The organism is Alteromonas sp. KUL150, assembly GCF_009811475.1.
Classification (GTDB): domain Bacteria; phylum Pseudomonadota; class Gammaproteobacteria; order Enterobacterales; family Alteromonadaceae; genus Alteromonas; species Alteromonas gracilis.
The window spans coordinates 51,616-73,283 of sequence record NZ_BLIJ01000076.1; the positions used below are offsets into that span (position 1 = coordinate 51,616).

Consider the following 21,668-nt stretch of genomic DNA (forward strand, 5'->3'; position numbering starts at 1 on the left):
ATGTTCACTATTATTGAACGGTACGAAAAAATGAACAATATTGCAATTGTTGTTCATTATTTTTAAGTGTTCACTTTTAGTGAACGTTAGCGTTTAATGAACAAGGAGGTATCTACGTCTAACATTTTGTAAAAGGAGAAAGAGGGGTCGATTCGATTTGGCTTTGTAATTCTCATACTCGACAATCAACTCACCAAAAGACACTTCTTTATAACCTGCGACTAAACTTGTCTCATCTGCCTCTAGTTGCGTTATCAGTCCGCGTGCCCACTTCAGTGCCGATGAGCGTGAAGTGAATGTTTTAGACTTGGAGAAAACTATCTTGCCTTTGTTTTTCTGTTTTACAGAAGTAGAATATACGGTTCGTTCTCCGCGAAGCCGCTTGTTGATTGAGTAAAACGCCATATTTTTGTATTCCTATTGTGTTCCTGAAAGGGAAAAATCGACGGAATACCACGGAAATGTCACTAATTTTGAAATCGGTAAAAATGCGATGAGATTTACTTTTTTACATATTAATCAAGGTTTTAATGTCTATGTCTGACATCTCTTTCAACCGCAAATTCTCAGTCGCTCCAATGCTGGATTGGACAGACCGCCACTGCCGCTATTTCCTGCGTTTGATGTCTAAACATACGCTGCTTTACACAGAAATGGTAACAACAGGTGCGATCATTTATGGTAAAGGTGATTATTTAGGGTACAACAAAGAAGAGCATCCAATCGCCGTGCAGCTTGGCGGAAGTGATCCTTCTGATATGGCTAAGTGTGCTGAGTTATCACAAGAGCGCGGTTACGATGAAGTCAATATCAACGTAGGTTGTCCAAGTGATAGGGTAAAAAACGGAAGCTTTGGTGCTTGTTTAATGGCCCAGCCAGAGGTAGTCGCAAGCTGCGTTAAAGCTATGCAGGCAGCGGTGGATATTCCCGTTACGGTAAAATGCCGCATCGGTATTGATGATATGGATGAAGATGAAGATTTTGCCCGCTTTATTGATATTGTTGCTGATGCTGGCTGCGATACATTTATTGTTCATGCGAGAAAGGCGTGGCTGCAAGGCCTAAGCCCAAAAGAAAATCGCGAAATCCCGCCGTTGAACTACCCGCGGGTTCACAGATTGAAACAAGCGCGTCCTGAATTATCTATCAGTATCAATGGTGGTATCAAAACGCTTGCAGAAACCCAGCAACAGCTAGAATTTGTCGATGGTGTGATGGTGGGGCGTGAGGTTTACGGCAACCCTTATATAATGTCGTCCGTTGATAAAGACATATTCGATGATAGCAGTGCACAGAATTTGTCTCGTCGTGAGATAGTACTTCAAATGCAGCAGTATATTGAACGCCAAGAAGACCCGTATTTTAAACCTTGGCATGCTGCGCGTCACATTCTAGGGCTTTATCAGGGCCAAGCAGGTGGACGTATCTGGCGTAGATACTTAAGCCAGAATGGTACGGGTAAAAATCCTGACCCTAACTTACTTCTCAATGCATTAGACGCCGTAGAAAATGCGCAAAGGGAAGTGAATGAATACAATAGTCAAAAAGACTAACAAAGTAGTCTGTTTGACTAAAGTTTAATATTTGTTCAGTCCCATTCAAATCCGCTTTGGCTCGTGATTTTCAATTAAGTCTATATATATCATTGGTTTATTGTTGGCTTGGGGAGTTGGCACAGCTCTCGCAATCCTCTAGATATCGCAACAACAGCGTGTTGTTGCACTGACTAGATTTAGAGGGACAATATGAAAACTTCACTTATTGCAGCAACCATTTTGACAGCAAGCATGACAAGTAGCGTAGCAAATGCAGAGGAGTCAGTGCTTCAATCGTTTGTCACTAATATGGTTTCAAATGTGGTAGCTACCACGACTTATGAAATTAAAGCTGATGTATATCAAGCAGTGGCAAATGCAGCCTATCATTTTGAACTAAGCCCTACAGAGGCGCGTTCGAATGCAAAGGTCAGCGTGACTGATCTGGTGGCTAGTACACCGTCTGATGAAGACGTTTCTGAGAAAGATGCAGATTAAAAGTATATAAGTTTTGAAAAGCGCCAATAGGCGCTTTTTTTGTGCCTGTATTAACGAAAAATTCGCTTTAGAAGGTGTGTTTCTAAAGTGGTCTAATTTGCAAATACGTTGGTTAAATTCGCTAATAAATTGTATTCAGCTAAATATAATAAAAACGAATTTGTTAGGTAATTTTGAAAAAATCATTAAAAAACAGTTGGTTAAATAAATGGCACAACGATTGTAATAGTTAAGGTGTTGATAAGAACTCAGTCGGCGGTAACCAGCAGCGAGTTTGTAGGAAAGAGCGCTGGAAACCAACACACTATTTTTAACGGAGAAATAATCATGGGTATGTTTTCACGCATTAACGATATTGTTCAAGCAAACATCAACGCGATGTTAGATAAAGCTGAAGATCCTGAAAAAATCATTCGTTTGATTATTCAAGAAATGGAAGAAACCCTAGTTGAAGTTCGCACTGACGCGGCGCGCTTTATAGCTCAGCAGAAAACGCTAGCACGTCAAATCGCGTCAGCAAACAAAGAAGTGGAAGGTTGGCAGCACAAAGCACAAATTGCAATGAACAATGATAAAGAGTCATTAGCAAAAGCGGCTCTCATAGAAAAGCAAAAATATGTGTCTAAACTTGCATCTCTTGAAGAGCAGGAAGCGCACCTTGCAGAAAGTATCGAAAAGATTCAAGGCGACACTGCTCGTTTGAACAGTAAGTTGGCGGAAGCAAAATCGAAACAAAAAACGTTAGTTCAGCGTAAATACTCAGCGCAAACCCGTCTTAAAGTTAAGCAAGCTGATCACGAAGGCAAAATTGATGATGCGATGATGCGTTTTGAAAGCTACGAGCAACGTATTGAGCATCTAGAAGCACAAGTGGATTCATATGATTTAACTAAGTCAACGGAAGCTGCATCACTGCAAGCTGAGTTCGAAGCGATGGAAGCAGATGAAGCCATCGAGAAAGAACTTGCTGAGCTTAAAAAGAAGAAGGTCGCTTAAGCGACCTCGAATTCTGCTTGCCCATATTGTTGATATCGAAAGCTAAAATTTTTGGAGAAGATGATGAAATTACCATCGCAAAAACGAATTTATAGAGACCTTGATGCTGGAATTATCTCTGGTGTATGTGCAGGTGTTGCACGTTATTTTGATATAGATGCAGTATGGGTAAGAGCAGCGGCGGTAGCGGGTTTATTCATCGCTACACCTATTACGCTGGTGGCCTATGTCGCCGCGGTTATATTGTTGCCGAGATTAGTGTAATGAAAAACTTTCTGATTGCGCTGGTGATAGCCATCGTTCTGATGAACTGCCTTGGTAGTTTAGTGGATAGCTGGTTGGGTATGCACTTAATTATGTCGGATGAACTACTAAGCCCCTGGGAAAATGTAGCGGTATTATCATTAATCGGTGTGGCACTCGCCATTGTAGGTTTTGTGGTTGCTGTGAGTGTAATAGGTACAATTCTACTTGCACTGGGTGCTGGATTCTTAGCGCTTTTGGTTATGGGCGTGAGTGCTTTTTGGCCAATTATACTCATCGTTATCGCATTATATGCATTGAAAAACAGAAACTCTGCAGCGTATAAGCAGCAAAATGAGCGAAACATGCACCATACTTTATAACTAATATAATTAAGTTTAAATTGTGTTAACGTAGTAAAAGATGGTGATATAACAGTACCGTCATAAAGGTTTCGCATTTTTCACATAGTATTAATAATTACAAATAGCTGACTGCAGTCGGCTATTTGTTATTTAAAAGGAAGGTTGGTGTTTATATGAGACAATCAATTAACTCAAAACGGATAGCGATTGTCGCTGTGGTGATTGTATTATTGTTCTGGCTTATTGGATGGTACTGGAGTCTTTCTCCTGATACGTTTGATGTTAGAAAGCGTCTTGAGCAAAACTCTTCAGTAGAAAATCCCACGAACATTGCCGGTTACACATTAACGTCTACAATGATTGACGTGTCGCAAACATTACTCGATAAGCCTGGCGGGTATCTTTCTAACGACATTACACCTCCAGGGATTTTTCTAGACAACATGCCAGCCTGGGAGTTTGGTGCATTGGAAATGGTGCGCGACCTTGCGCTTTCAATGCGCAAAGACTTTAGCCGTTCGCAGTCCCAATCTATCGAGAACCCTTACCTTACTAAAGCTCATCCTAAATTCAACATGGATCATAAAAGTTGGGCATTACCGTCTTCTGAATCGAGCTACTCAGACGGTATAGATCTGCTGATAAAATATAGAGACGAGCTTGCGGTTACACGCAATTCTGACAGTCAGTTTTACACCCGCGCAGATAATTTGCGAGAGTGGTTAAAGCAAGTAGAAAAACGACTAGGTAGCTATTCACAAAGACTAAGCGCCAGCGTAGGATCGGCCCGATTGAATACGGATTTAGCCGGCGACTCAAATGCTAAGCAGTCGTCACCCGTTGCCAGTCAGCGCGTAGTGAAAACCAGCTGGTGGAAGTTGGATGATAATTTTTATGAAGCGCGCGGTGCTACGTGGGCTTTGCTACACTTTCTCAAAGCGGTAGAAATTGAATTTTATGATGTGCTTGAAGACAAGAATGCATTGGTAAGTCTTCAGCAGATAATCAGAGAGCTGGAGGCTACCCAACAGTCTGTTTTCAGCCCCATGATTTTAAATGGTAGCGGTTTCGGTATGTTAGCAAATCATTCACTTGTTATGGCTAACTATATTTCACGCGCAAACGCTGCTTTAATTGAACTTTCAGAACTTCTTAATCAAGGATAATTAATGAAAAAGGGTCTTATAGCTGCCGCATTGGGATGCGCATTATTTTCTATTTCATCTCAAGCAGACACTATTGCAGGCGTTTATGTTGGCGCACAAGTATGGCAGACCGAAACGCAAGGTGGTTTTGCTGACACCAACAATACTGCTGATTTTAATTTTGATGATGAAACCAATACAGCGCTATATATTGCCTTCGAGCATCCAGTGCCTTTTTTGCCGAACGTAAAGGTTAATCACACTACGCTGGACAATTCTGGTACAACAACGCTTGATGCGAACTTCACTTTTGATGATCAGTTATTTACACAAAGTGCCGTGGTTAATACTGATATCGAGCTTGATGCCACCGATTTTATTTTATATTACGAGTTATTTGATAACGATTTAGTTAGCTTTGACCTTGGTGTGAACGCCAAGTACATCGATGGGGCATTGTTTGTTGTTGATACCGCTAGCAATACCAGTGGCTCTGCAGAGTTTTCAGGTATTGTTCCTATGGCCTATTCCAAAGTACAGCTTGGTTTGCCTTTCACGGGGTTATCAGCGTATTTTGAAGGAAGCTACTTATCATTCGATGACCATGAACTAAGTGATTACCAAGCAGCTATTCAATATTCTTTCATTGAAAGCTTAGCCGTTGATATGACGCTACAGGTGGGTTACAGAAATGTAACGGTTGATATTGAAGACCTTGACGATGTGTATGCAGATATGGAGTTTGATGGCGTGTTTGCTGGTTTAGAGCTGCATTTCTAAACGCCAGTAAGCGAATTTAAAAGGCGTGATTGCGTTGGCATATCGCGCCTTTTTTGTATCTACAGCTTGCAGCTAACCCGACTTATTACCAAATCATGTAGCCATTAGCACTTTCAGTAATAAAAAAGTCTCTTTTATTCTTTTCTCTTCTTGTTGAAAGCCGTTAGCCTTAGCAGCATTGAAAAAAGGCTAAAAGACTATGTCACAAGATTCTAATTCGAACTCAGCGCCAGGCGCGGTATTAAACGAACAACAGTGGAATGCAATTACGCAAGCCATTGCGGGCTTAAATCGTGATCAACTAACTTGGGTAAGTGGCTATGCTGCTGGTATGGCGGCTGCACAAGGCAGTTCGATTGCTCCAGCGTTACAAAGCGTACCGGCAGCTGCAGGTGACGCTCCGACGCTAACCATTCTATACGGTTCTCAAACCGGCAACGCTAAAGGTCTGGCGGCGCAATGTCAGGCAAAAGCAGAAGAAGCGGGTTTTAATAGCAAACTCGTGAGTATGGCAGATTACAAGCCACGCAATTTAAAGGCTGAAACTCACGTTGCGGTATTTGTAAGCACGCACGGTGAAGGTGATGCTCCCGATGATGCCATTGAGCTTCACGAGTTTTTAGCAGGCAAAAAAGCGCCTAAGTTAGCAGACACAAAGTATGCTGTTGTGGGTCTAGGAGACAGTAGTTATGAGTTTTTCTGCCAGACTGGAAAAGACTTTGATGAGCGTTTAGCTAAACTAGGCGGTAAACCTATTATAGACCGTCTTGATTGCGACGTTGATTATGAGGCTGAAGCAGAAGCGTGGCTAAATAAACTTATTGAGTCGCTAAAAGGGGATTTTAGTGCAGCACCGCAAACAGCGGTAGCGGCACAAACTGGCGCAGCGGTGCAAGGTGTAGCTGCACAAACCTACACCAAAAAAGCACCGTTTAAAGCAACGCTTATCGACGCACTGAAAATTACCGGTCGTGACTCCGTTAAGGATATTCGACATATTGAAATAAGTTTAGAAGACAGCGGAATTACTTATCAGCCTGGAGATGCGCTAGGCGTATGGTTTAAGAATTCAGCTTTGTTGGTATCTGAACTTATTGGTATTTTGTCACTAGATGGCAACGCAGAAGTTTCTGTGGGTGATGCGAAAATGTCGCTTACTGAGGCGTTAACGTCTAAGCTTGAATTAACACTAAGTTATCCAAATTTCATCAAGTCTTATCAGGCTGCTACAGGCTCTGAAACCTTAGCTACGTTAATGGAAGATAAAGCTCAGCTACGTACCTACATGGCTGAACGTCAAATCATTGATATTGTGCGCGACCATCCAGGCAAATTATCTGAACAGCAGCTTGTAGATGCGCTACGTCCACTAACACCACGTTTGTATTCTATAGCGTCAAGCCAAGCAGAGGTGGAAGAAGAAGTGCATTTAACGGTAGCTCACGTTGATTATGAAGCGTTTGGGCACCGTCACCAAGGGGGCGCATCAGGCTTCCTATGTGAATATTTAGAAGAGAATGGTGATGTAGAAGTCTTCGTTGAGAGCAACGACAACTTCCGTTTGCCGGCCAACCCTAATACTCCAGTCATTATGGTTGGTCCGGGTACCGGCATTGCGCCATTTAGGGCTTTCATGCAAGAGCGTGACGTGCAAGGTGCTGAAGGCAAAAATTGGTTGTTCTTCGGGAATCCACACTTCACGCAAGATTTTCTTTATCAAGTAGAGTGGCAAGGCTACGTTAAGGAAGGCCTGCTAGATAAAATTACGCTGGCATTCTCTCGCGACCAAGAAGAAAAAGTATATGTTCAGCACCGCTTATTAGAAAACGGTAAAGAAGTTTTCGAGTGGCTAGAGCAGGGCGCACATTTTTATGTGTGTGGTGATGCAATGCACATGGCGAAAGATGTAGAAAACGCCTTAATAAGTGTTGTGCAGGAGCACGGCGGTAAATCTGAAGCCGATGCCAAAGCGTATGTTGTAGAGTTGAGAAAAGCGAAACGTTATCAGAAGGATGTCTATTAATGAGTAACGAAAAATCACCATTTATCGTTGAGGGCAAACTGGCTGACAACGAGCGCTTAAAACGTGAAAGTAATAATTTGCGTGGAACTATCACCACAGATTTAAAAGATGATCTGACGGGCGGGTTTACAGCTGACAATTTTCAGCTGATCCGTTTCCACGGTATGTATCAGCAAGATGACCGTGATATTCGCGCTGAGCGTGCTAAACAAAAACTTGAGCCGTTGCATAATGTAATGTTGCGCGCGCGTTTGCCTGGTGGTGTTATCACTCCAGACCAATGGTTAGCGATTGATAAGTTTGCAGCCGACCATACAATGTACGGCAGCATTCGCCTGACTACTCGCCAAACATTTCAATTCCACGGTGTGTTGAAGCCTAAAATAAAGTCTATGCACCAAATGCTGAATAAAGCGGGCATTGACTCTATAGCCACGGCAGGTGATGTAAACCGTAACGTGCTGTGCACCTCTAACCCAGTTGAATCAGAGCTACATCTACACGCTTTTGAGTGGGCTAAAAAGATAAGTGAACACTTACTACCAAAAACGCGTGCTTATGCCGAAATTTGGTTGGATGGTGAAAAAGTTGAAACAACTGAAAAGCCTGTTGAGCCCATTTTAGGCGATAACTACTTACCCCGTAAGTTTAAAACAACGGTGGTTATTCCTCCGCAAAACGACGTTGACGTTCACGCGAATGATCTTAACTTCGTTGCAATTGCGGAGAATGGTCAGCTAGTTGGTTTTAACGTGCTTGTTGGTGGCGGTCTTGCCATGACTCACGGTGATAAGAGCACATATCCCCGCAAGGCGTCTGATTTTGGCTTCATTCCTCTTGAGCATACGCTTGACGTTGCCGCTGCAGTAGTCACAACACAGCGTGATTGGGGTAACCGGGTTAATCGTAAAAATGCGAAAACAAAGTATACGCTTGAGCGCGTAGGCGTAGAAAACTTCAAAGCAGAAGTTGAAAAGCGTGCAGGTGTGACGTTCCAGGAGAGTCGTCCTTACGAATTTACCGGCCGCGGAGATCGTTTCGGATGGGTTGAAGGTATTGATGGAAAGTACCATCTTACCGTGTTTATCGAAAACGGCCGTATCTTGGATTATCCGGGCAAAACCCTTAAAACCGGTTGCGCGGAAATCGCAAAATTACACAAAGGTGACTTCCGCTTAACAGCAAACCAGAACTTAATCATTGCTGGTGTAGCTCCGCAAGATAAAGACAGGATTGAAGCGCTAGCTCGCGAACATGGTTTAATCGCCCCGTCTATTTCTAATCAGCGTCTAGATTCAATGGCTTGTGTGGCATTGCCAACCTGCCCGCTAGCGATGGCAGAGGCTGAGCGCTATTTGCCAGATGCCGTTACTGAGTTAGAAGGTTTATTAGCTAAACACGGATTGGAAGAAGACAGCGTTATCTTCCGCGTTACTGGCTGCCCAAATGGTTGCGGGCGCGCGATGTTGTCTGAAGTCGGCTTGGTCGGTAAGGGCCCAGGCAAGTATAACCTTCATTTAGGTGGTAACCGAGAAGGTACGCGTATTCCGCGTATGTATCGTGAAAACATTAGCGAACAAGAAATTATGGCAGAGCTTGATTCGCTGTTTGGTCAATGGGCTAAAGAGCGTGACGCAGGTGAAGCCTTTGGCGATTATGTCGTTCGCGCTGGTGTTGTAAAACCAGTAGTAGACTCCGCACGGGATTTCTATGACGAATAATACAGCAGAAAAGCAGCAGCCAATTACGCTTGATATCAGCAAAGAAGAGTTGGCTGATATCAATGAAATGCTAGAGCAGATGACAGCGCAAGAGCGGGTTGCTTGGGCGTTGGATAATTTGCCAGACACCCATATTGTTTCTTCGAGTTTCGGAGCACAATCGGCGGTTATGCTGCATATGCTTACTAAAGTGCAACCGGATATCCCGGTTGTACTTACCGATACTGGCTATCTTTTCCCTGAAACGTACAAATTCATTGATGAACTTGTTGAAAAGCTCAACTTAAACTTGCACGTCTACAATGCGAATATGTCATCCGCTTGGCAGGAAGCGCGTTTTGGCAGACTTTGGGAACAAGGCATCGAAGGTATTGAGAAATACAACAAGATGAACAAAGTTGAGCCTATGCAGCGCGCTTTGAACGATCTTGACGCGGGCACGTGGTTTGCTGGCTTACGTAGAAGTCAATCGGACACTCGGGGTAAACTTCCTGTTCTCCAAAAGGTAGGGCAACAGTTTAAAGTGTACCCTATTATCGACTGGAGCAATAAAGACCTCCATTATTACCTTAAAGATAATGAACTGTCTTATCACCCGCTTTGGGAACAAGGCTACGTATCAATCGGCGATTGGCATACCACGCAGTCTTTGCAAGAGGGAATGAGTGAGCAAGATACTCGTTTCTTTGGGCTGAAAAGAGAGTGCGGTCTTCATGAATTTGGTGATGGTATTTAACTAATGTTAAATACCTCATTTAATACTAGTTTGAGTTGATTGAGATACGCTTCATTTTGCGATTTGGGCACAAGCTTATAAAGTTCGCTGCCCACTGACGTGAATTTATAATAAACCAGCGCGACGCCCGAAGATTTGCACGTTAACGTCATCAAGTCATTGTTGCATCGCCATGATACTTCCTGACCTTCAGTATATTCACCGCTTTCTATTTCACTGGCGTAAATCAGTTTCATTTCTTGTAAAGATAATAAGTCAGGGTAGCTCAATCCAACCGTCGATAAATTTATCTGCTCAGGGACGGGTTTCCGAAATAAAGAAAACAGACCCTTACGTCTGTGATATCCGACCAAAATGCGTGGAACTGCGTCGTTATTACTGCGACTCGCTATATTTACCGCTTTATTAAACACTTTCGCATCGCGATGTGTAAGTGTTTTTAAAAGTTGAAGGGTTCTTAGAGAAAAACTGCCAGGTCGAGCTACCTCAACAGCAAAGATTTTTCCCCACAATTCTTGCATCGGTGGACTATAAATTTCCTCTGCCATCGAGCTAAATGCGAAAAACCAGTCTGGGTCAAGATTATCGCTAGTTTGTTCGTTGATCGAAACATTTAGTGCTATATTTAAAACAGCTTGAAGATTGCTCGCTTTTTGGGTTTCTAAAATATGTTTTCTTCGTTCCAGTGCATGTTTTTGCTTCTTAGGATCGGAAGACTGCATTGCAGGGCTGATACCCACTCTAGCAAACCATGAAAGCATACGTTGGCGGCCAGCCTCTGCTTTCATCGTTCCGGATATATTTTCCGTGGGAGCTTGAGCACTCTGATTTTTAACCTTAGGGCTATCTGCGGCCTGTGGTTTCTTTACCTCAGGTGGAAAGTGTTGGGGGCTAATCTTCATAATGCGTGTATGATTGAATGTTACATTGCGTGTACCATAAGAGCACTATTGCACTGCATAGATTTTTTATCAATGTGAACGTCCTCTAAATGCGGTGCTCAGCATATTCTTGTTTTGTTTGTATCGGGGAAATGAGCAGTAATGTCGGAAATGGATTACGAAAACGACGAGTTAATTTTTTTAGATGATGATAGTGCAGCGGAAGAGCAGCCTTTACTAGGAAAAGACTGGAATATTCTCATCGTAGACGATGATGAAGAAATCCATACTGTAACGCGCCTTGCGTTGTCTGACCTTATTGTCAACGAACGTAGACTAAACTTCATTAATGCATACTCTGCAAAGCAAGCAAAAGAACTGCTTCACGAATACGGCAATACTATCGCCATTATCTTGCTCGATGTCGTTATGGAAACAGATGACGCAGGGTTCGACGTAGTTAAATATATTCGTGAGGACATGAAATTACTCGAACCGCGAATTATTCTGCGTACAGGCCAGCCAGGCTACGCCCCCGAAGAGCAGGTCATCAAGCTCTACGACATCAATGATTATAAAACGAAAACAGAGCTGACGCGCGCAAAATTACTCACCACTATCATTTCTTCCCTTCGCTCTTATCAGCAAATTATAACGATTAGTCAAAGTAGGGTAGGGTTGGAGAAGATAATCACTTCTTCAGCAAATTTGTTTGAAGAGCATTCAGTTAAAGAGTTTTGTGAGGGGGTTGTTACTCAGATAAGCTCACTTATCGGGCTAGATACCGAAGGCTTACTGTGTGCTAGAGCTGGTGCATTGTTAGATAGAGACGATGAGGGCGTGTATGTGCTCGGTGCAGCAGGTGAATACGCGGGGTTTATCAATCATCCTGTTTCTGATGTTAAAAATATCGAGATAGAGGAAAATATAGGCCGCTGTTTACGTATTAAATCCCACATATTCGAACGAACTTGCACCGTGCTTTACATTAGTCGTGCGGGTTTTGAAGCCGCTGTTTACATTAGGCAAACCAAAGAAATTAGCGAGTTGGATAAAAACCTGCTGGAGGTGTTTTTATCCAGTATTTCCGTTGGATACGAAAACGTAAATCTTTTCCACGAATTAAGAAATGCGGCATTCCGCGACTGGTTGACCCGTCTTCCTAACCGCAACGAATTTATCAATATGTTGGATAAACCGCATTTGTTTGCTGGCGAAAACTGCAGTGTTGCACTTGTTGACGTAAATCACTTCTCCGATATTAATGATGGATTGGGACAGGAAGTAGGTAACGAGTTACTTCGTGCAATTAGCGATCGTTTCCAAACAGCATTTGACGGAATCGTCAAGAAAGGCCGAATAGGCGCCGACGTTTTTGGCCTTATTGGGCCTAGCGAATATGTGTGCCCTGACGCTATTAACGCTATTTTCCAATCTTCGTTTAAAGTTGGCGATCACACTTTGCCTGTTAACGTGACGGTTGGCTTTTGCAAGTTAGATAATAAGCGAAACATTGGGCTTGAAATTTTAAAGCGCACAAATATTGCGCTTAATCGTGCGAAAAAGAATCTGACTGACAACTTTGAATACTACGCCAAAGATATTGAAGACCAGACAACCTGGCGCCTTGATATGATACGAAGATTGCGTAGTGACTTCGCGGCGAAAAAACTGGAGTTATGGTTCCAGCCTCAGGTTGATTTGCTTAATGAAAAAGTAGTGGGCATGGAAGGTCTGCTTCGATGGCCAGATGGTGAGGGGGGATATATCTCTCCCGCAGTTTTCGTTCCTCTTGCTGAATATTCTGGACTTATTGTTGATATTGGCGAATGGGTATTAGAAGAGTCGTGTAATCGTCTGTTAGAACTAAGAGAAAAAGGTTATGGACACCTTCGTGTTGCAGTTAACATTTCAATACCCCAGTTTCGCGATAGGTTTTTCGTAGAAAAAGTTAAACAGGCGCTTTCTAAGCCCAACATTGATCCAAGACTTTTAGAACTAGAGATCACCGAAAGCGTTGTAATGGATGAGCCTCAAATAGTGATTGATGCGCTACGCTCCCTTAAGGAGTTCGGCGTTAAAATTGCTATCGACGATTTTGGAACAGGTTTTTCTTCCATGAGCTATCTTCAACAGCTTCCTCTCGATAGGCTGAAAGTAGACCGGTCATTTGTTAAGGATATTGAGCCTGGTGCCAGTGCGGTACTTGCAGAAACCATTGTTACGTTAGGTAATAAATTGGGTTTATTAACGATAGCGGAAGGTGTGGAAAAAAGAGAGCAGGCTAGCTACATGATCAAGCTTGGGTGTGACGAAGCTCAAGGTTATTTATACGCTAAGCCGATGCCGTTTGATGCGCTATTGGCGTTTTTAGCATCGCACGATTAGCTATGTAATGCTGTAAAAACTTCATTCTGCAGAATAGGCAGGCTCTTAGTTTCAAACCATGTGTTCTTGGCTAACCATCGATTATTTCTGCCTGACGGATGAGGTAGAACAAAGTACTGCTCGGGCGAAGTAAAAGTAGTTTTCACTGCGTCTGTGAGGGTTTTATGGTTTGGTAAATAAAACTGTTGCGCGTAACGGCCCACATAAATCGTAATAGAAGGTTGCAAGTAGTTGATAAACCTATGATGCCACGCAGGGGCGCACTCTTTTCTTGGAGGCGCATCAGCGCCATGCTTATAGCCTGGAAAGCAGAAACCCATAGGCAAAATTGAAATACATTTTGGATTATAAAAAACCGCCTTACTTACTGATAGCCAGCTACGTAATCTGTCACCGCTAGCATCATCAAAAGCGACTCCGCTTTCGTGTGCTTTTAAACCAGGTGCCTGCCCTATGATGAGAATTTTCGTTAAAGGAGCGGTACTAAAAATGGGATTGGGTTTATGAGGTAGCGCGTGAGCACAGAGTGAGCATTTTAGTGCCTCTGCTACCAACTCATCATGCCCTTTCAAAATTTTCTCCAAATATTTCTCACTGTCATACTTCTGTAATATTAGTGTGATCTAAAGTTGACTATCGAATGTATATACAGTATCTTTATTGATAACAGTATTAGACTGTAACACAGGAGAAGAAACATGCGTAAAGTAGTACTAACATTAGCTCTATCAGCAGCCTTTGGTATTGCGCATGCGGAATCTGGTGATAACCAGCTTTTCGATTGCATGGATGCAAAAACATTCGAAATGAATAACCAATGTATGTCAGATCAAATTGGCAATAACATTCGTTTCCGTGATGCACAAGCAAAGCTGATCGACATTGCAAGCGAGAGTCAGGGTGACTACGCCATTGCAACAATGACGTTCGATCAAGAAAATATGCACATCGATATCGTAGCTCACAAAGACTCGCTTAATGCGCTTGCTGCGAACCGTAACTAATTTTTAGTTAACGCATATAAGCCGGCGACAATTTCGCCGGCTTTTTTGTGCCCGTTAGAAAATCCTATTTAATCCGTTTATGGCGGCAACACGATAAGCCTCAGCCATTGTTGGGTAGTTAAAGGTGGTATTAACGAAGTAATCAATTGTATTGCCTTCGCCTTTTTGCTGCATAATAGCTTGCCCGATGTGAACAATTTCAGACGCACGTTCGCCAAAACAGTGAATTCCTAAAATCTCTTTCGTCTCTCGATGAAATAATATCTTCAGGCTACCTGTTTGGGTTGACGCAATTTGGGCTCTGGCCAAATGTTTAAATTGGGCTCTTCCTACCTCGTAAGGGACTTTAGCAGCAGTAAGTTCTTGCTCTGTTTTACCTACCGAGCTAATTTCTGGAATGGTGTAAATACCAGACGGTATATCTTCTACCAGCGCAGAGTGAGTTTTTATACCTAGCATCGCCTCGGCTGCAAAGCGCCCTTGGTTATAAGCTGCGGATGCTAAGCTGGGATAACCAATTACATCACCTACGGCAAAGATATTTTCTACGTCAGTTTGATAATTCTCATTTACTCGCAGCTGGCCTCTGCCATCGGCTTTTAGGCCAATATTTTCGAGTTTAAGCGTATCGGTATTACCCGTGCGACCATTAGCAAATAATAAGCAATCTGCCCGCATACGCTTGCCTGACTCTAGGTTTAAAATCACCGAGTCATCGGTGGCCTCAACTGATGAATAGGTTTCGTTGTGACGAATAAGCACGCCGTTATTCCATAAATGATAGCTTAGCGCGTCAGATATTTCGTCGTCGAGAAATGAAAGCAATCGATCGCGCATGTTAACGAGATCAACTTTTACCCCTAAACCTCTAAATATACTGGCATATTCTGACCCAATTACCCCAGCACCATAGATGATGATGGACTTGGGATCGTGATCTAAAGATAAGATGGTGTCTGAGTTATAAATTCGTGGATGGTTGAAGTCGATATCTTTCGGGCAGTAAGGGCGTGAACCGGTTGCTATAGCAATTTGACCGGCAGTGACGGTATCTTTTGAGCCATCTTTACGGGTGATCTCTAACGTGTGAGCATCCACGAAACTGGCTTCACCGTGAAAAAGGGTAACGCGGTTTCTATCATAAAAAGAAGAACGAAGTCGCGTTTGGCTTTTAACAACACCGCTAGCGTGACGCATAATGTCTGAAAAAGTAAGGCTTTTACTCAAGTGATTGTCGGCAAATAGGGGCGATGAATTGTATTCAATAAGACGACTGACGGAGTGACGAAGGGCTTTTGATGGAATAGTGCCCCAATGGGTACAACCACCTCCTACTGCTTCGTAGCGTTCTACTACAGCAACTTTCTTTCCTGCTTTAGCAAGCTGCATTGCAACACCTTCTCCACCAGGACCTGTGCCAATAACTATTGCGTCATAGTGATACAATGGAGCCTTTGTTTTTTGCTTCGTTGCCATGTTACTTTCCCGTATTGTTACTTCTATGATGTGGCGTTTGAAATCGCAATCACCGCCATGATAATTCAATGATGTAGTTTGAATATTTAACCTTAAAATGAAGTCAAGTCTTACAACAAACTCTAGTATAACGACCTTACTTGATGTGTCATTCCAACTATAGATCAAAAAAAACCACATAAGCATAGACTTATGTGGTTTTTTACAAATAATAAAGATAAAGAAGGTGTTTACGCCATTTGAAGTGACAAGCTCTGCAATTGCGTCCATTTTTCTTTTTGAACCGCAAACGCATGCTTTAACTCTTTGTATTTATACGCAAGTTCTAGTCCTTCTAAACTGCGTTTTAACGTGCGCTGTTTAACACGCATCACACGTTTTTTAGTGGCGTAGTAATCACTCATTCGCTGCATCAATAAGTCGTATTCTTCTTGAATAGTGTTCATCATCTCTTCAGCGTTGGGCAGTAGCGATACTTTTTCACTCGCTCTTTGCAACTGCATCGCAGCAAGTGCTTTTTCAATACGCTCTTCTGGCACCTTGCGAAGGTTCGACGTTAGACCTACAAAAGACAGGCCTCTTATCAGCCATTTAGTCGGGTCAAACTGATACCAACGAATGCCGTTACGGTAATCGTACTCAAATATATGGTGATAGTTGTGATAACCCTCGCCAAAAGTAAAGAATGCTAGAACGCCATTATCACGTGCCGTATTCTTATCGGTATAAGGCTGACTACCCCAAAAATGCGCAAGAGAATTGATGAAAAACGTAACATGATGCACAAGCACGAGACGAAGCATACCTGCTACTAAAATCATGCCAAGAACATCACCATTTAGATAACCTAACAACCCTGTAACACCAAAGTTGGCCGCTAGCACAATAGGCAAGTAGTACTTGTGTTGCCACATAACCACCTTGTCTTTTTGTAGATCTTTACAGTTGCTGTAATCATCGTAACGCTTAGCTTGATACTCACGTAACATCCAGCCGATATGGGCGAACCAAAGCCCTTTTTTCGCTGAGTAAGGATCTTTATCGTTATCATCAACATGGCGATGGTGCACACGGTGATCTGATGACCAATGCAAAATACTATTTTGCAACGCCATAGCACCACCTATTGCTAGAATGACTCGCACAACAACATTGGCATCATAGGTTTTGTGCGACCACAAGCGGTGATAACCAGCAGTGATAGACATACCTGTGAAGTAAAATAAGAAGATAGCAGTACCGATTTCTGCCCAATCGATACCCTGGTAAGCCACCCATAGCGGCACACCAATAAATGCAATAGCGCCTGATATAATAAATACCAGCACATTAGTTAGGATAAGAGGAGGTTTTTTCATTTTATACTACTTGGCTTACAACTGTTCGCTAATTTATCGTTTTACAGAGCTTCAGGCAAGCAAAACCCAGATAAGTTCTGCTTACATGTGTAAAGTTTAATTATAGTAAAGCTAACGTAGAACGCGCGTATTTATTGATTTTTTTGCTTAATACTTGTTTATAAAAGAGATGATTTTGTTTCTCTTCCCCCACAAGCCTGTGTTGCGATAAACTACACGAGCTAGTCTTTGATGTTTGAAATTTGATTGCGTTGATGGCTATTGAGATGACAACGGCGCTAATTCCAAGTCGCTGAAAATCATCATGCCGTTACAACCTAATCAACAAGTGGTGCGAATGTGAGTCGACAAGAACAGAAATTAAAAACCCGCCAAAACATTATCCATGCTGCGTTTTCACTGCTAGACGAAAACCGCAGTTTATCGGCAATCAGCTTACGTGAAGTTGCCAGGGAAGCGGGTATCGCACCAACTTCATTTTACCGACACTTCAAAGATATGGACGAACTAGGGTTAACGCTAGTAGATGAAGCGGGTTTAGCACTGCGTCAGCTTATGCGTCAGGCAAGACGCCGCATTGCTTCAGGGGGCGGCGTTATTCACACCTCTGTTGAAACCTTCATGGAGTTTATCGCTGCTAATACTAACGTGTTTCGACTTCTTCTTAGAGAACACACGGGGACATCATCTGCTTACCGATTAGCGGTATTCAGAGAAATACAGCATTTCATCGATGAACTGACCGACTATATCATTGAACAGCAGGGCGTGGAGTACGCATGCGCGCAGCTTCAAGCTGATGCTATGGTAAGACTGGTATTTAGTGCTGGAGCGGAGGCATTAGAAGCTGACGATAAACTTCGCCGAGAAATTGGTGAGAGAGTGAAAGCCCAGCTTCGTTTTGTTCAAGTGGGCGCTACGCAGAAAGGCTAGCCTAGGAATATTATTAAAATTTGTATGTAATTGGCCCCAGTGCCAGCCTTTGTATCTCACTCAAATCAGCTTTTGCGTGTAAGTAGAACCCCTGCCTCTATGTGATGAGTGAACGGGAACTGATCGAAAAGCGCTGATTCTGCAATTTCATGTGTTTCGCTCAGCAATTCAAGGTTTTGCGCCAAGGTTTCAGGATTACACGAAATATAAATAATATTGTCGTAGTCCTGTATCATTCTCAATGAATCTTTATCTAAGCCTGCCCTAGGCGGATCCACTAAAACCGTAGTGAAGTTATATGTGCTTAAGTCTATACCTTCTAAACGACTAAACGCGCGCTCGCCCTTCATAGCCTGAGTAAATTCTTCGGCGGCTAATCTGACTATCTTCACGTTGCTAAGCTGATTTTGTTCAATATTAAACTGAGCAGCTTGAACAGAAGGTTTGGCAATTTCGGTTCCCACGACATTATCAAAATGAAGCGCAAGCGGCAGTGAGAAGTTACCCGCACCACAATACATTTCAAGCAGGTCTCCAGAAAGCGGCTTTACACAATCCAATGCCCATTCAATCATTTTGCAGTTTACTTCGGCATTGGGCTGAGTGAAGCTATTTTCGATGTGCTTGAAAATAAACTCTTTACCGTTTACGGGTAAACGTTCAATAACAAAATCGTTGTTGATAATAAGCTTTTGCTTTCTAGCACGACCAATGATGTTTACTTTCGGAAAATGGGCTTCGAGCGTCGCTTTTAACTTTCTTGCAGCCTCTTCCCATTTTTCATCTAACTGACGATGATAAAGAAGGCTGATAACAACCTCACCAGATAGCGCAGAAAGATAATCTATTTGAAAAAGCTTCTTTCTTAGTGATTCGTTTGGTCTAACTTCCTCAAGCAATAGTGCCATGGCATCGTTTATTGCTTTACACGCAGGGGGGAAGCTATCTACGCGGTACTTCTCTTTCGTTTCTTGATTGAACATTATGTGAAATAAGTCATTTCCCTCATGCCAAACTCTAAACTCGGCGCGCATACGGTAGTGCGTTGGTTGAGACGGGAACACAGAAAGTTCAGGCGCATTAAATGGAGAAAGCAACGCGGTGAGACGATCTACTTTTTCGTCTAATTGAGCTTCATAGCGTTGTTGTTCGGTCGCGGTCATAAAATTCTCCATTCACAGTTAAGGGCGCGAATTGTAGACCCTTATAAAATAACTGCAATACACCCAGCATGAATCTGAGCCCTTAGCTGAAAAAAATCTGTATTAAAATTAAACAATATCGATTCTTTGCCGATAATATGAAAGAGGATAGTGAGGATCAAATTATGAACGTGGGTCAAATCAAGGCTTTCATGAACGAGCAAAAGGTCGATCAGAAAGCTGATCAGAAGGCTTCTGTTAACCCAAATGAAGCGTTAAAGAAGCAATTGCAACAGGATGGTTTGCAACAGGCGGCCGAATTTTCTAAACAGCAAGCGGCGTCGGTATCCATGTCTAGTAGTCAAACTAGCATTGGCATGAGAATCGTCAGTACGAGTTTAAGCCAATCTTTGGAAATAGACGGGCAGAAGCCAAAGGATGTCAAAGAAAAGAATCTAGAAGAGAAGTCGAATAGTTTGTTCGACTTCGAAAAAGTTGCAAAAAATGTACTTAAGTTCGTAGGCGGTGTTATTCGCGGAGCTGCCGATGGTGGTGCAAGTGATGAGAAGTTAAATAGTTTATTTAGCCAAGCAAGAGAAGGCGTAAGCCGAGGCTTTGCCATGGCTGAAAAAGATTTAGCCGGTTTTATGAATGAAGAGATCGAGCAAGGAATGACAAAAAGTCGCGATCTCATCGACACGGGTATAGATGATCTAGAGACCGATATTTTTGGTCGCGAACAAGCAAATGCTGTCACACTTTCGTGGTTAAATGCCGTTGCTGCATCTGATGAGAAAAGTGGTAGTTTGACGATCAGAACTAAAGATGGCGATGAAGTAAGTTTTAGCTTCGAGAGTTTGCGTTCGTTTCAGGCATCTCAGCAGCTAAACTTTGAGGCTCAGACATCTGAAGGGCAGCCTAGCACAGAAAATGGTGAGCAAAGTGAAACTAACTTCTCGGCGTCTTATACTCAGCAAACTTCGTATCAGTACTATGAACGAAGTGGTATTAGCTTCTCATTGAAAGGAGAGCTTGATGAAGATGAATTGGACTCGATAGCTGATTTGGTTGGGCAAGTTCAAGACCTAGCTGACACCTTCTACAGTGGCGATATCGATAAGGCATTTGAGGAAGCGTTAAGCTTAGGCTTTGACGATAAGGAATTAGTGGGTTACGCACTACAACTAAACAGAACAACACAAACTGAAGTATTGAAAACATACGAGAACATCCAGCATTATAGCGAAGATAATAACGATAACGCTAAATACGGAAACGTAGTAAGTCCAGTAGCTCAGTATTTAGAAAAGATGATGGATACGTTTGCCAATGCAGAGAATAAGCTAGCAAGTAGCGAAGACTACAATGCGTTAATTGCTGGATTGATAAACGAAATGAAAGATGTGCAGGTACCAGACTTAATTTCTGCTATTAATAGATTTCGATCTTTTAATCAGACCTTACTAGACGGGCTGCCTCAATCTGCTGAAACTAACGAGTCTTAAATCCCCCTAAAATGAAAAAGCCCGGTGCTGATGCTTACCGGGCTTTTTTATGTGGTGATGTAGATTATTCGTGATCGACTTTGTCTTTCGCTGGGCGCACTTTTAACGTGCGTTCTTGAAAGATCGAATCGTTTGTCTTATCGATAACGCTATTAAGATCGTCAGTCACCACCTCGATAAAGCCGTAGCCTTTTCGTTTTCCGGTTTTACGATCCTTCATGAGTCGAACTGACTGTACTTCAATAAAACTGCTGAAGTACTCCTTCACGGCGTTTTCATTTGCACGATAAGGCAAATTGCCTACATACAAGGTTTCTATCGATCCTTCACTAGAATGTGCTCTGGCATCTGAGGAAGATGGACTTTGAATAAGAGACGCTAGCCATGGAGTAACGATACCGCTAATCAACAGAGCTGCTGACACGGTTAGCGGAACATGAACGTTCAAACTAGCAGAAGAAAATAACAAGTAACCTGCAATTGCAAAAATAGCGCTAATAACAGCGCATTGAATAAAGCCTACTTTCATATACCTACCTTTCTATTGTTTATTATGGTGTTGGAGGCTGTATACAGTTTACTCATTTGTAACAATTAGAACAATAAAATGTGAAAAAACTAGTCGAAAGATGCATTGAGCTGATAGGAATGATGCAGAAATGAGCGTTTAACACTAAAAATGGCTTAAAAAGCAAAAAAATCCAATTCAAGTGTTGATCTTTCTCAACAGGTATCTATAATGCGCTCCACGTTCTGAGGGGGCTTCGAGAAAAAGAAAGCCAACTTGGCAACAAGTGCGAAACCAAGTTTTCAAGCAAATAAAAAGTTTAAAAACATGGTTGACATCGAAAACAAACGATGTAAAATGCGCACCTCACTCGAACAGGGTGAGTCACTAAGAGGCAACGGCTTCTAGTGAATAGCAGTGACGCTGCTACG

The 21,668-nt window shown here is 42.6% G+C and carries 20 protein-coding genes; 14 read left to right on the forward strand and 6 right to left on the reverse strand.

Going from position 1 to position 21,668, the window contains the following annotated elements:
• Nucleotides 1-530: 530 nt before the first annotated feature.
• The 10 genes from dusA (at nucleotide 531) to GVO62_RS17940 (ending at nucleotide 10,042) form a co-directional block, all read left to right on the forward strand.
• Entirely contained in the window at nucleotides 531-1,553 is a 1,023-nt protein-coding gene (gene dusA, locus GVO62_RS17895) for a tRNA dihydrouridine(20/20a) synthase DusA (protein ID WP_373996030.1), read from the forward strand.
• Nucleotides 1,554-1,745: 192 nt separating this feature from the next.
• On the forward strand, nucleotides 1,746-2,033 hold the full coding sequence (locus GVO62_RS17900; protein WP_105930330.1) for a hypothetical protein: 288 nt from the start codon (nucleotides 1,746-1,748) through the stop codon (nucleotides 2,031-2,033).
• A gap of 327 nt (nucleotides 2,034-2,360) precedes the next feature.
• On the forward strand, nucleotides 2,361-3,029 hold the full coding sequence (gene pspA / locus GVO62_RS17905) for a phage shock protein PspA (protein WP_159120412.1): 669 nt from the start codon (nucleotides 2,361-2,363) through the stop codon (nucleotides 3,027-3,029).
• A gap of 63 nt (nucleotides 3,030-3,092) precedes the next feature.
• Nucleotides 3,093-3,293 carry a PspC domain-containing protein gene (locus tag GVO62_RS17910; RefSeq protein ID WP_159120413.1) on the forward strand — a complete coding sequence of 67 codons (201 nt, stop codon included), beginning with the start codon at nucleotides 3,093-3,095 and terminating at the stop codon, nucleotides 3,291-3,293.
• The gene (locus GVO62_RS17915) at nucleotides 3,293-3,655 is read left to right on the forward strand and encodes a hypothetical protein (protein WP_159120414.1); all 363 of its coding nucleotides are present in this window, start codon (nucleotides 3,293-3,295) and stop codon (nucleotides 3,653-3,655) included. The genes GVO62_RS17910 and GVO62_RS17915 overlap by 1 nt, the downstream gene beginning before the upstream one ends.
• 155 nt (nucleotides 3,656-3,810) lie before the next feature.
• Nucleotides 3,811-4,803 (forward strand): DUF2333 family protein, encoded by a 993-nt coding sequence (locus GVO62_RS17920; RefSeq protein ID WP_159120415.1) that lies wholly within the window; start codon nucleotides 3,811-3,813, stop codon nucleotides 4,801-4,803.
• Between the two features lie 3 nt (nucleotides 4,804-4,806).
• Nucleotides 4,807-5,562 (forward strand): TIGR04219 family outer membrane beta-barrel protein, encoded by a 756-nt coding sequence (locus tag GVO62_RS17925; RefSeq protein ID WP_159120416.1) that lies wholly within the window; start codon nucleotides 4,807-4,809, stop codon nucleotides 5,560-5,562.
• 199 nt (nucleotides 5,563-5,761) lie between these two features.
• Nucleotides 5,762-7,585 (forward strand): assimilatory sulfite reductase (NADPH) flavoprotein subunit, encoded by a 1,824-nt coding sequence (locus tag GVO62_RS17930; RefSeq protein ID WP_159120417.1) that lies wholly within the window; start codon nucleotides 5,762-5,764, stop codon nucleotides 7,583-7,585.
• Entirely contained in the window at nucleotides 7,585-9,306 is a 1,722-nt protein-coding gene (gene cysI, locus GVO62_RS17935) for an assimilatory sulfite reductase (NADPH) hemoprotein subunit (protein WP_159120418.1), read from the forward strand. The genes GVO62_RS17930 and cysI overlap by 1 nt, the downstream gene beginning before the upstream one ends.
• Complete coding sequence (locus GVO62_RS17940; RefSeq protein ID WP_159120419.1) at nucleotides 9,296-10,042, forward strand: phosphoadenylyl-sulfate reductase; 747 nt, start codon at nucleotides 9,296-9,298, stop codon at nucleotides 10,040-10,042. Before cysI ends, GVO62_RS17940 begins: the two co-directional genes overlap by 11 nt.
• Here GVO62_RS17940 and GVO62_RS17945 read toward each other — a convergent pair.
• On the reverse strand, nucleotides 10,039-10,944 hold the full coding sequence (locus tag GVO62_RS17945; protein ID WP_159120420.1) for a TIGR03899 family protein: 906 nt from the start codon (nucleotides 10,942-10,944) through the stop codon (nucleotides 10,039-10,041). The two genes, GVO62_RS17940 and GVO62_RS17945, sit on opposite strands and share 4 nt — an antisense overlap.
• Nucleotides 10,945-11,085: 141 nt before the next feature.
• On the opposite strand from GVO62_RS17945, the gene GVO62_RS17950 reads away from it, so the two are divergent.
• The gene (locus tag GVO62_RS17950) at nucleotides 11,086-13,311 is read left to right on the forward strand and encodes a bifunctional diguanylate cyclase/phosphodiesterase (protein ID WP_159120421.1); all 2,226 of its coding nucleotides are present in this window, start codon (nucleotides 11,086-11,088) and stop codon (nucleotides 13,309-13,311) included.
• Here GVO62_RS17950 and GVO62_RS17955 read toward each other — a convergent pair.
• Complete coding sequence (locus GVO62_RS17955; protein WP_159120422.1) at nucleotides 13,308-13,895, reverse strand: uracil-DNA glycosylase family protein; 588 nt, start codon at nucleotides 13,893-13,895, stop codon at nucleotides 13,308-13,310. The genes GVO62_RS17950 and GVO62_RS17955 overlap by 4 nt on opposite strands.
• A gap of 114 nt (nucleotides 13,896-14,009) precedes the next feature.
• Between GVO62_RS17955 and GVO62_RS17960 the strand changes: the two genes are divergently transcribed.
• Complete coding sequence (locus tag GVO62_RS17960) at nucleotides 14,010-14,315, forward strand: pyridine nucleotide transhydrogenase (RefSeq protein ID WP_105930319.1); 306 nt, start codon at nucleotides 14,010-14,012, stop codon at nucleotides 14,313-14,315.
• A gap of 54 nt (nucleotides 14,316-14,369) precedes the next feature.
• On the opposite strand, the gene sthA is transcribed toward GVO62_RS17960, so the two are convergent.
• On the reverse strand, nucleotides 14,370-15,791 hold the full coding sequence (gene sthA, locus GVO62_RS17965) for a Si-specific NAD(P)(+) transhydrogenase (protein WP_159120423.1): 1,422 nt from the start codon (nucleotides 15,789-15,791) through the stop codon (nucleotides 14,370-14,372).
• 230 nt (nucleotides 15,792-16,021) lie between these two features.
• Nucleotides 16,022-17,149 carry an acyl-CoA desaturase gene (locus tag GVO62_RS17970; protein ID WP_159120424.1) on the reverse strand — a complete coding sequence of 376 codons (1,128 nt, stop codon included), beginning with the start codon at nucleotides 17,147-17,149 and terminating at the stop codon, nucleotides 16,022-16,024.
• A gap of 339 nt (nucleotides 17,150-17,488) precedes the next feature.
• Here GVO62_RS17970 and fabR point away from each other — a divergent pair, with 339 nt between their 5' ends.
• A complete protein-coding gene (fabR, locus tag GVO62_RS17975; protein ID WP_120963578.1) occupies nucleotides 17,489-18,082 on the forward strand; it encodes an HTH-type transcriptional repressor FabR in 594 nt (197 codons plus the stop codon).
• A 65-nt stretch (nucleotides 18,083-18,147) separates the two neighbouring features.
• On the opposite strand, the gene trmA is transcribed toward fabR, so the two are convergent.
• Nucleotides 18,148-19,245, reverse strand: coding sequence for a tRNA (uridine(54)-C5)-methyltransferase TrmA (trmA, locus tag GVO62_RS17980; RefSeq protein WP_159120425.1), 1,098 nt, complete (start codon nucleotides 19,243-19,245; stop codon nucleotides 18,148-18,150).
• A 164-nt stretch (nucleotides 19,246-19,409) separates the two neighbouring features.
• Here trmA and GVO62_RS17985 point away from each other — a divergent pair, with 164 nt between their 5' ends.
• Complete coding sequence (locus tag GVO62_RS17985; protein ID WP_159120426.1) at nucleotides 19,410-20,729, forward strand: DUF5610 domain-containing protein; 1,320 nt, start codon at nucleotides 19,410-19,412, stop codon at nucleotides 20,727-20,729.
• 64 nt (nucleotides 20,730-20,793) lie between these two features.
• Here the strand turns inward: GVO62_RS17985 and GVO62_RS17990 are convergent, their stop codons facing one another.
• The gene (locus tag GVO62_RS17990; RefSeq protein ID WP_159120427.1) at nucleotides 20,794-21,258 is read right to left on the reverse strand and encodes an RNA recognition motif domain-containing protein; all 465 of its coding nucleotides are present in this window, start codon (nucleotides 21,256-21,258) and stop codon (nucleotides 20,794-20,796) included.
• Between the last annotated feature and the right edge of the window lie 410 nt (nucleotides 21,259-21,668).

Bases quoted from the DNA above. Each gene is read 5' to 3' on its own strand.
- dusA (WP_373996030.1), top strand. From the start codon at position 531: ATGTCTATGTCTGACATCTCTTTCAACCGCAAATTCTCAGTCGCTCCA.
- GVO62_RS17900 (WP_105930330.1), top strand. From the start codon at position 1,746: ATGAAAACTTCACTTATTGCAGCAACCATTTTGACAGCAAGCATGACA.
- pspA (WP_159120412.1), top strand. From the start codon at position 2,361: ATGGGTATGTTTTCACGCATTAACGATATTGTTCAAGCAAACATCAAC.
- GVO62_RS17910 (WP_159120413.1), top strand. From the start codon at position 3,093: ATGAAATTACCATCGCAAAAACGAATTTATAGAGACCTTGATGCTGGA.
- GVO62_RS17915 (WP_159120414.1), top strand. From the start codon at position 3,293: ATGAAAAACTTTCTGATTGCGCTGGTGATAGCCATCGTTCTGATGAAC.
- GVO62_RS17920 (WP_159120415.1), top strand. From the start codon at position 3,811: ATGAGACAATCAATTAACTCAAAACGGATAGCGATTGTCGCTGTGGTG.
- GVO62_RS17925 (WP_159120416.1), top strand. From the start codon at position 4,807: ATGAAAAAGGGTCTTATAGCTGCCGCATTGGGATGCGCATTATTTTCT.
- GVO62_RS17930 (WP_159120417.1), top strand. From the start codon at position 5,762: ATGTCACAAGATTCTAATTCGAACTCAGCGCCAGGCGCGGTATTAAAC.
- cysI (WP_159120418.1), top strand. From the start codon at position 7,585: ATGAGTAACGAAAAATCACCATTTATCGTTGAGGGCAAACTGGCTGAC.
- GVO62_RS17940 (WP_159120419.1), top strand. From the start codon at position 9,296: ATGACGAATAATACAGCAGAAAAGCAGCAGCCAATTACGCTTGATATC.
- GVO62_RS17945 (WP_159120420.1), bottom strand. From the start codon at position 10,944: ATGAAGATTAGCCCCCAACACTTTCCACCTGAGGTAAAGAAACCACAG.
- GVO62_RS17950 (WP_159120421.1), top strand. From the start codon at position 11,086: ATGTCGGAAATGGATTACGAAAACGACGAGTTAATTTTTTTAGATGAT.
- GVO62_RS17960 (WP_105930319.1), top strand. From the start codon at position 14,010: ATGCGTAAAGTAGTACTAACATTAGCTCTATCAGCAGCCTTTGGTATT.
- sthA (WP_159120423.1), bottom strand. From the start codon at position 15,791: ATGGCAACGAAGCAAAAAACAAAGGCTCCATTGTATCACTATGACGCA.
- GVO62_RS17970 (WP_159120424.1), bottom strand. From the start codon at position 17,149: ATGAAAAAACCTCCTCTTATCCTAACTAATGTGCTGGTATTTATTATA.
- trmA (WP_159120425.1), bottom strand. From the start codon at position 19,245: ATGACCGCGACCGAACAACAACGCTATGAAGCTCAATTAGACGAAAAA.
- GVO62_RS17985 (WP_159120426.1), top strand. From the start codon at position 19,410: ATGAACGTGGGTCAAATCAAGGCTTTCATGAACGAGCAAAAGGTCGAT.
- GVO62_RS17990 (WP_159120427.1), bottom strand. From the start codon at position 21,258: ATGAAAGTAGGCTTTATTCAATGCGCTGTTATTAGCGCTATTTTTGCA.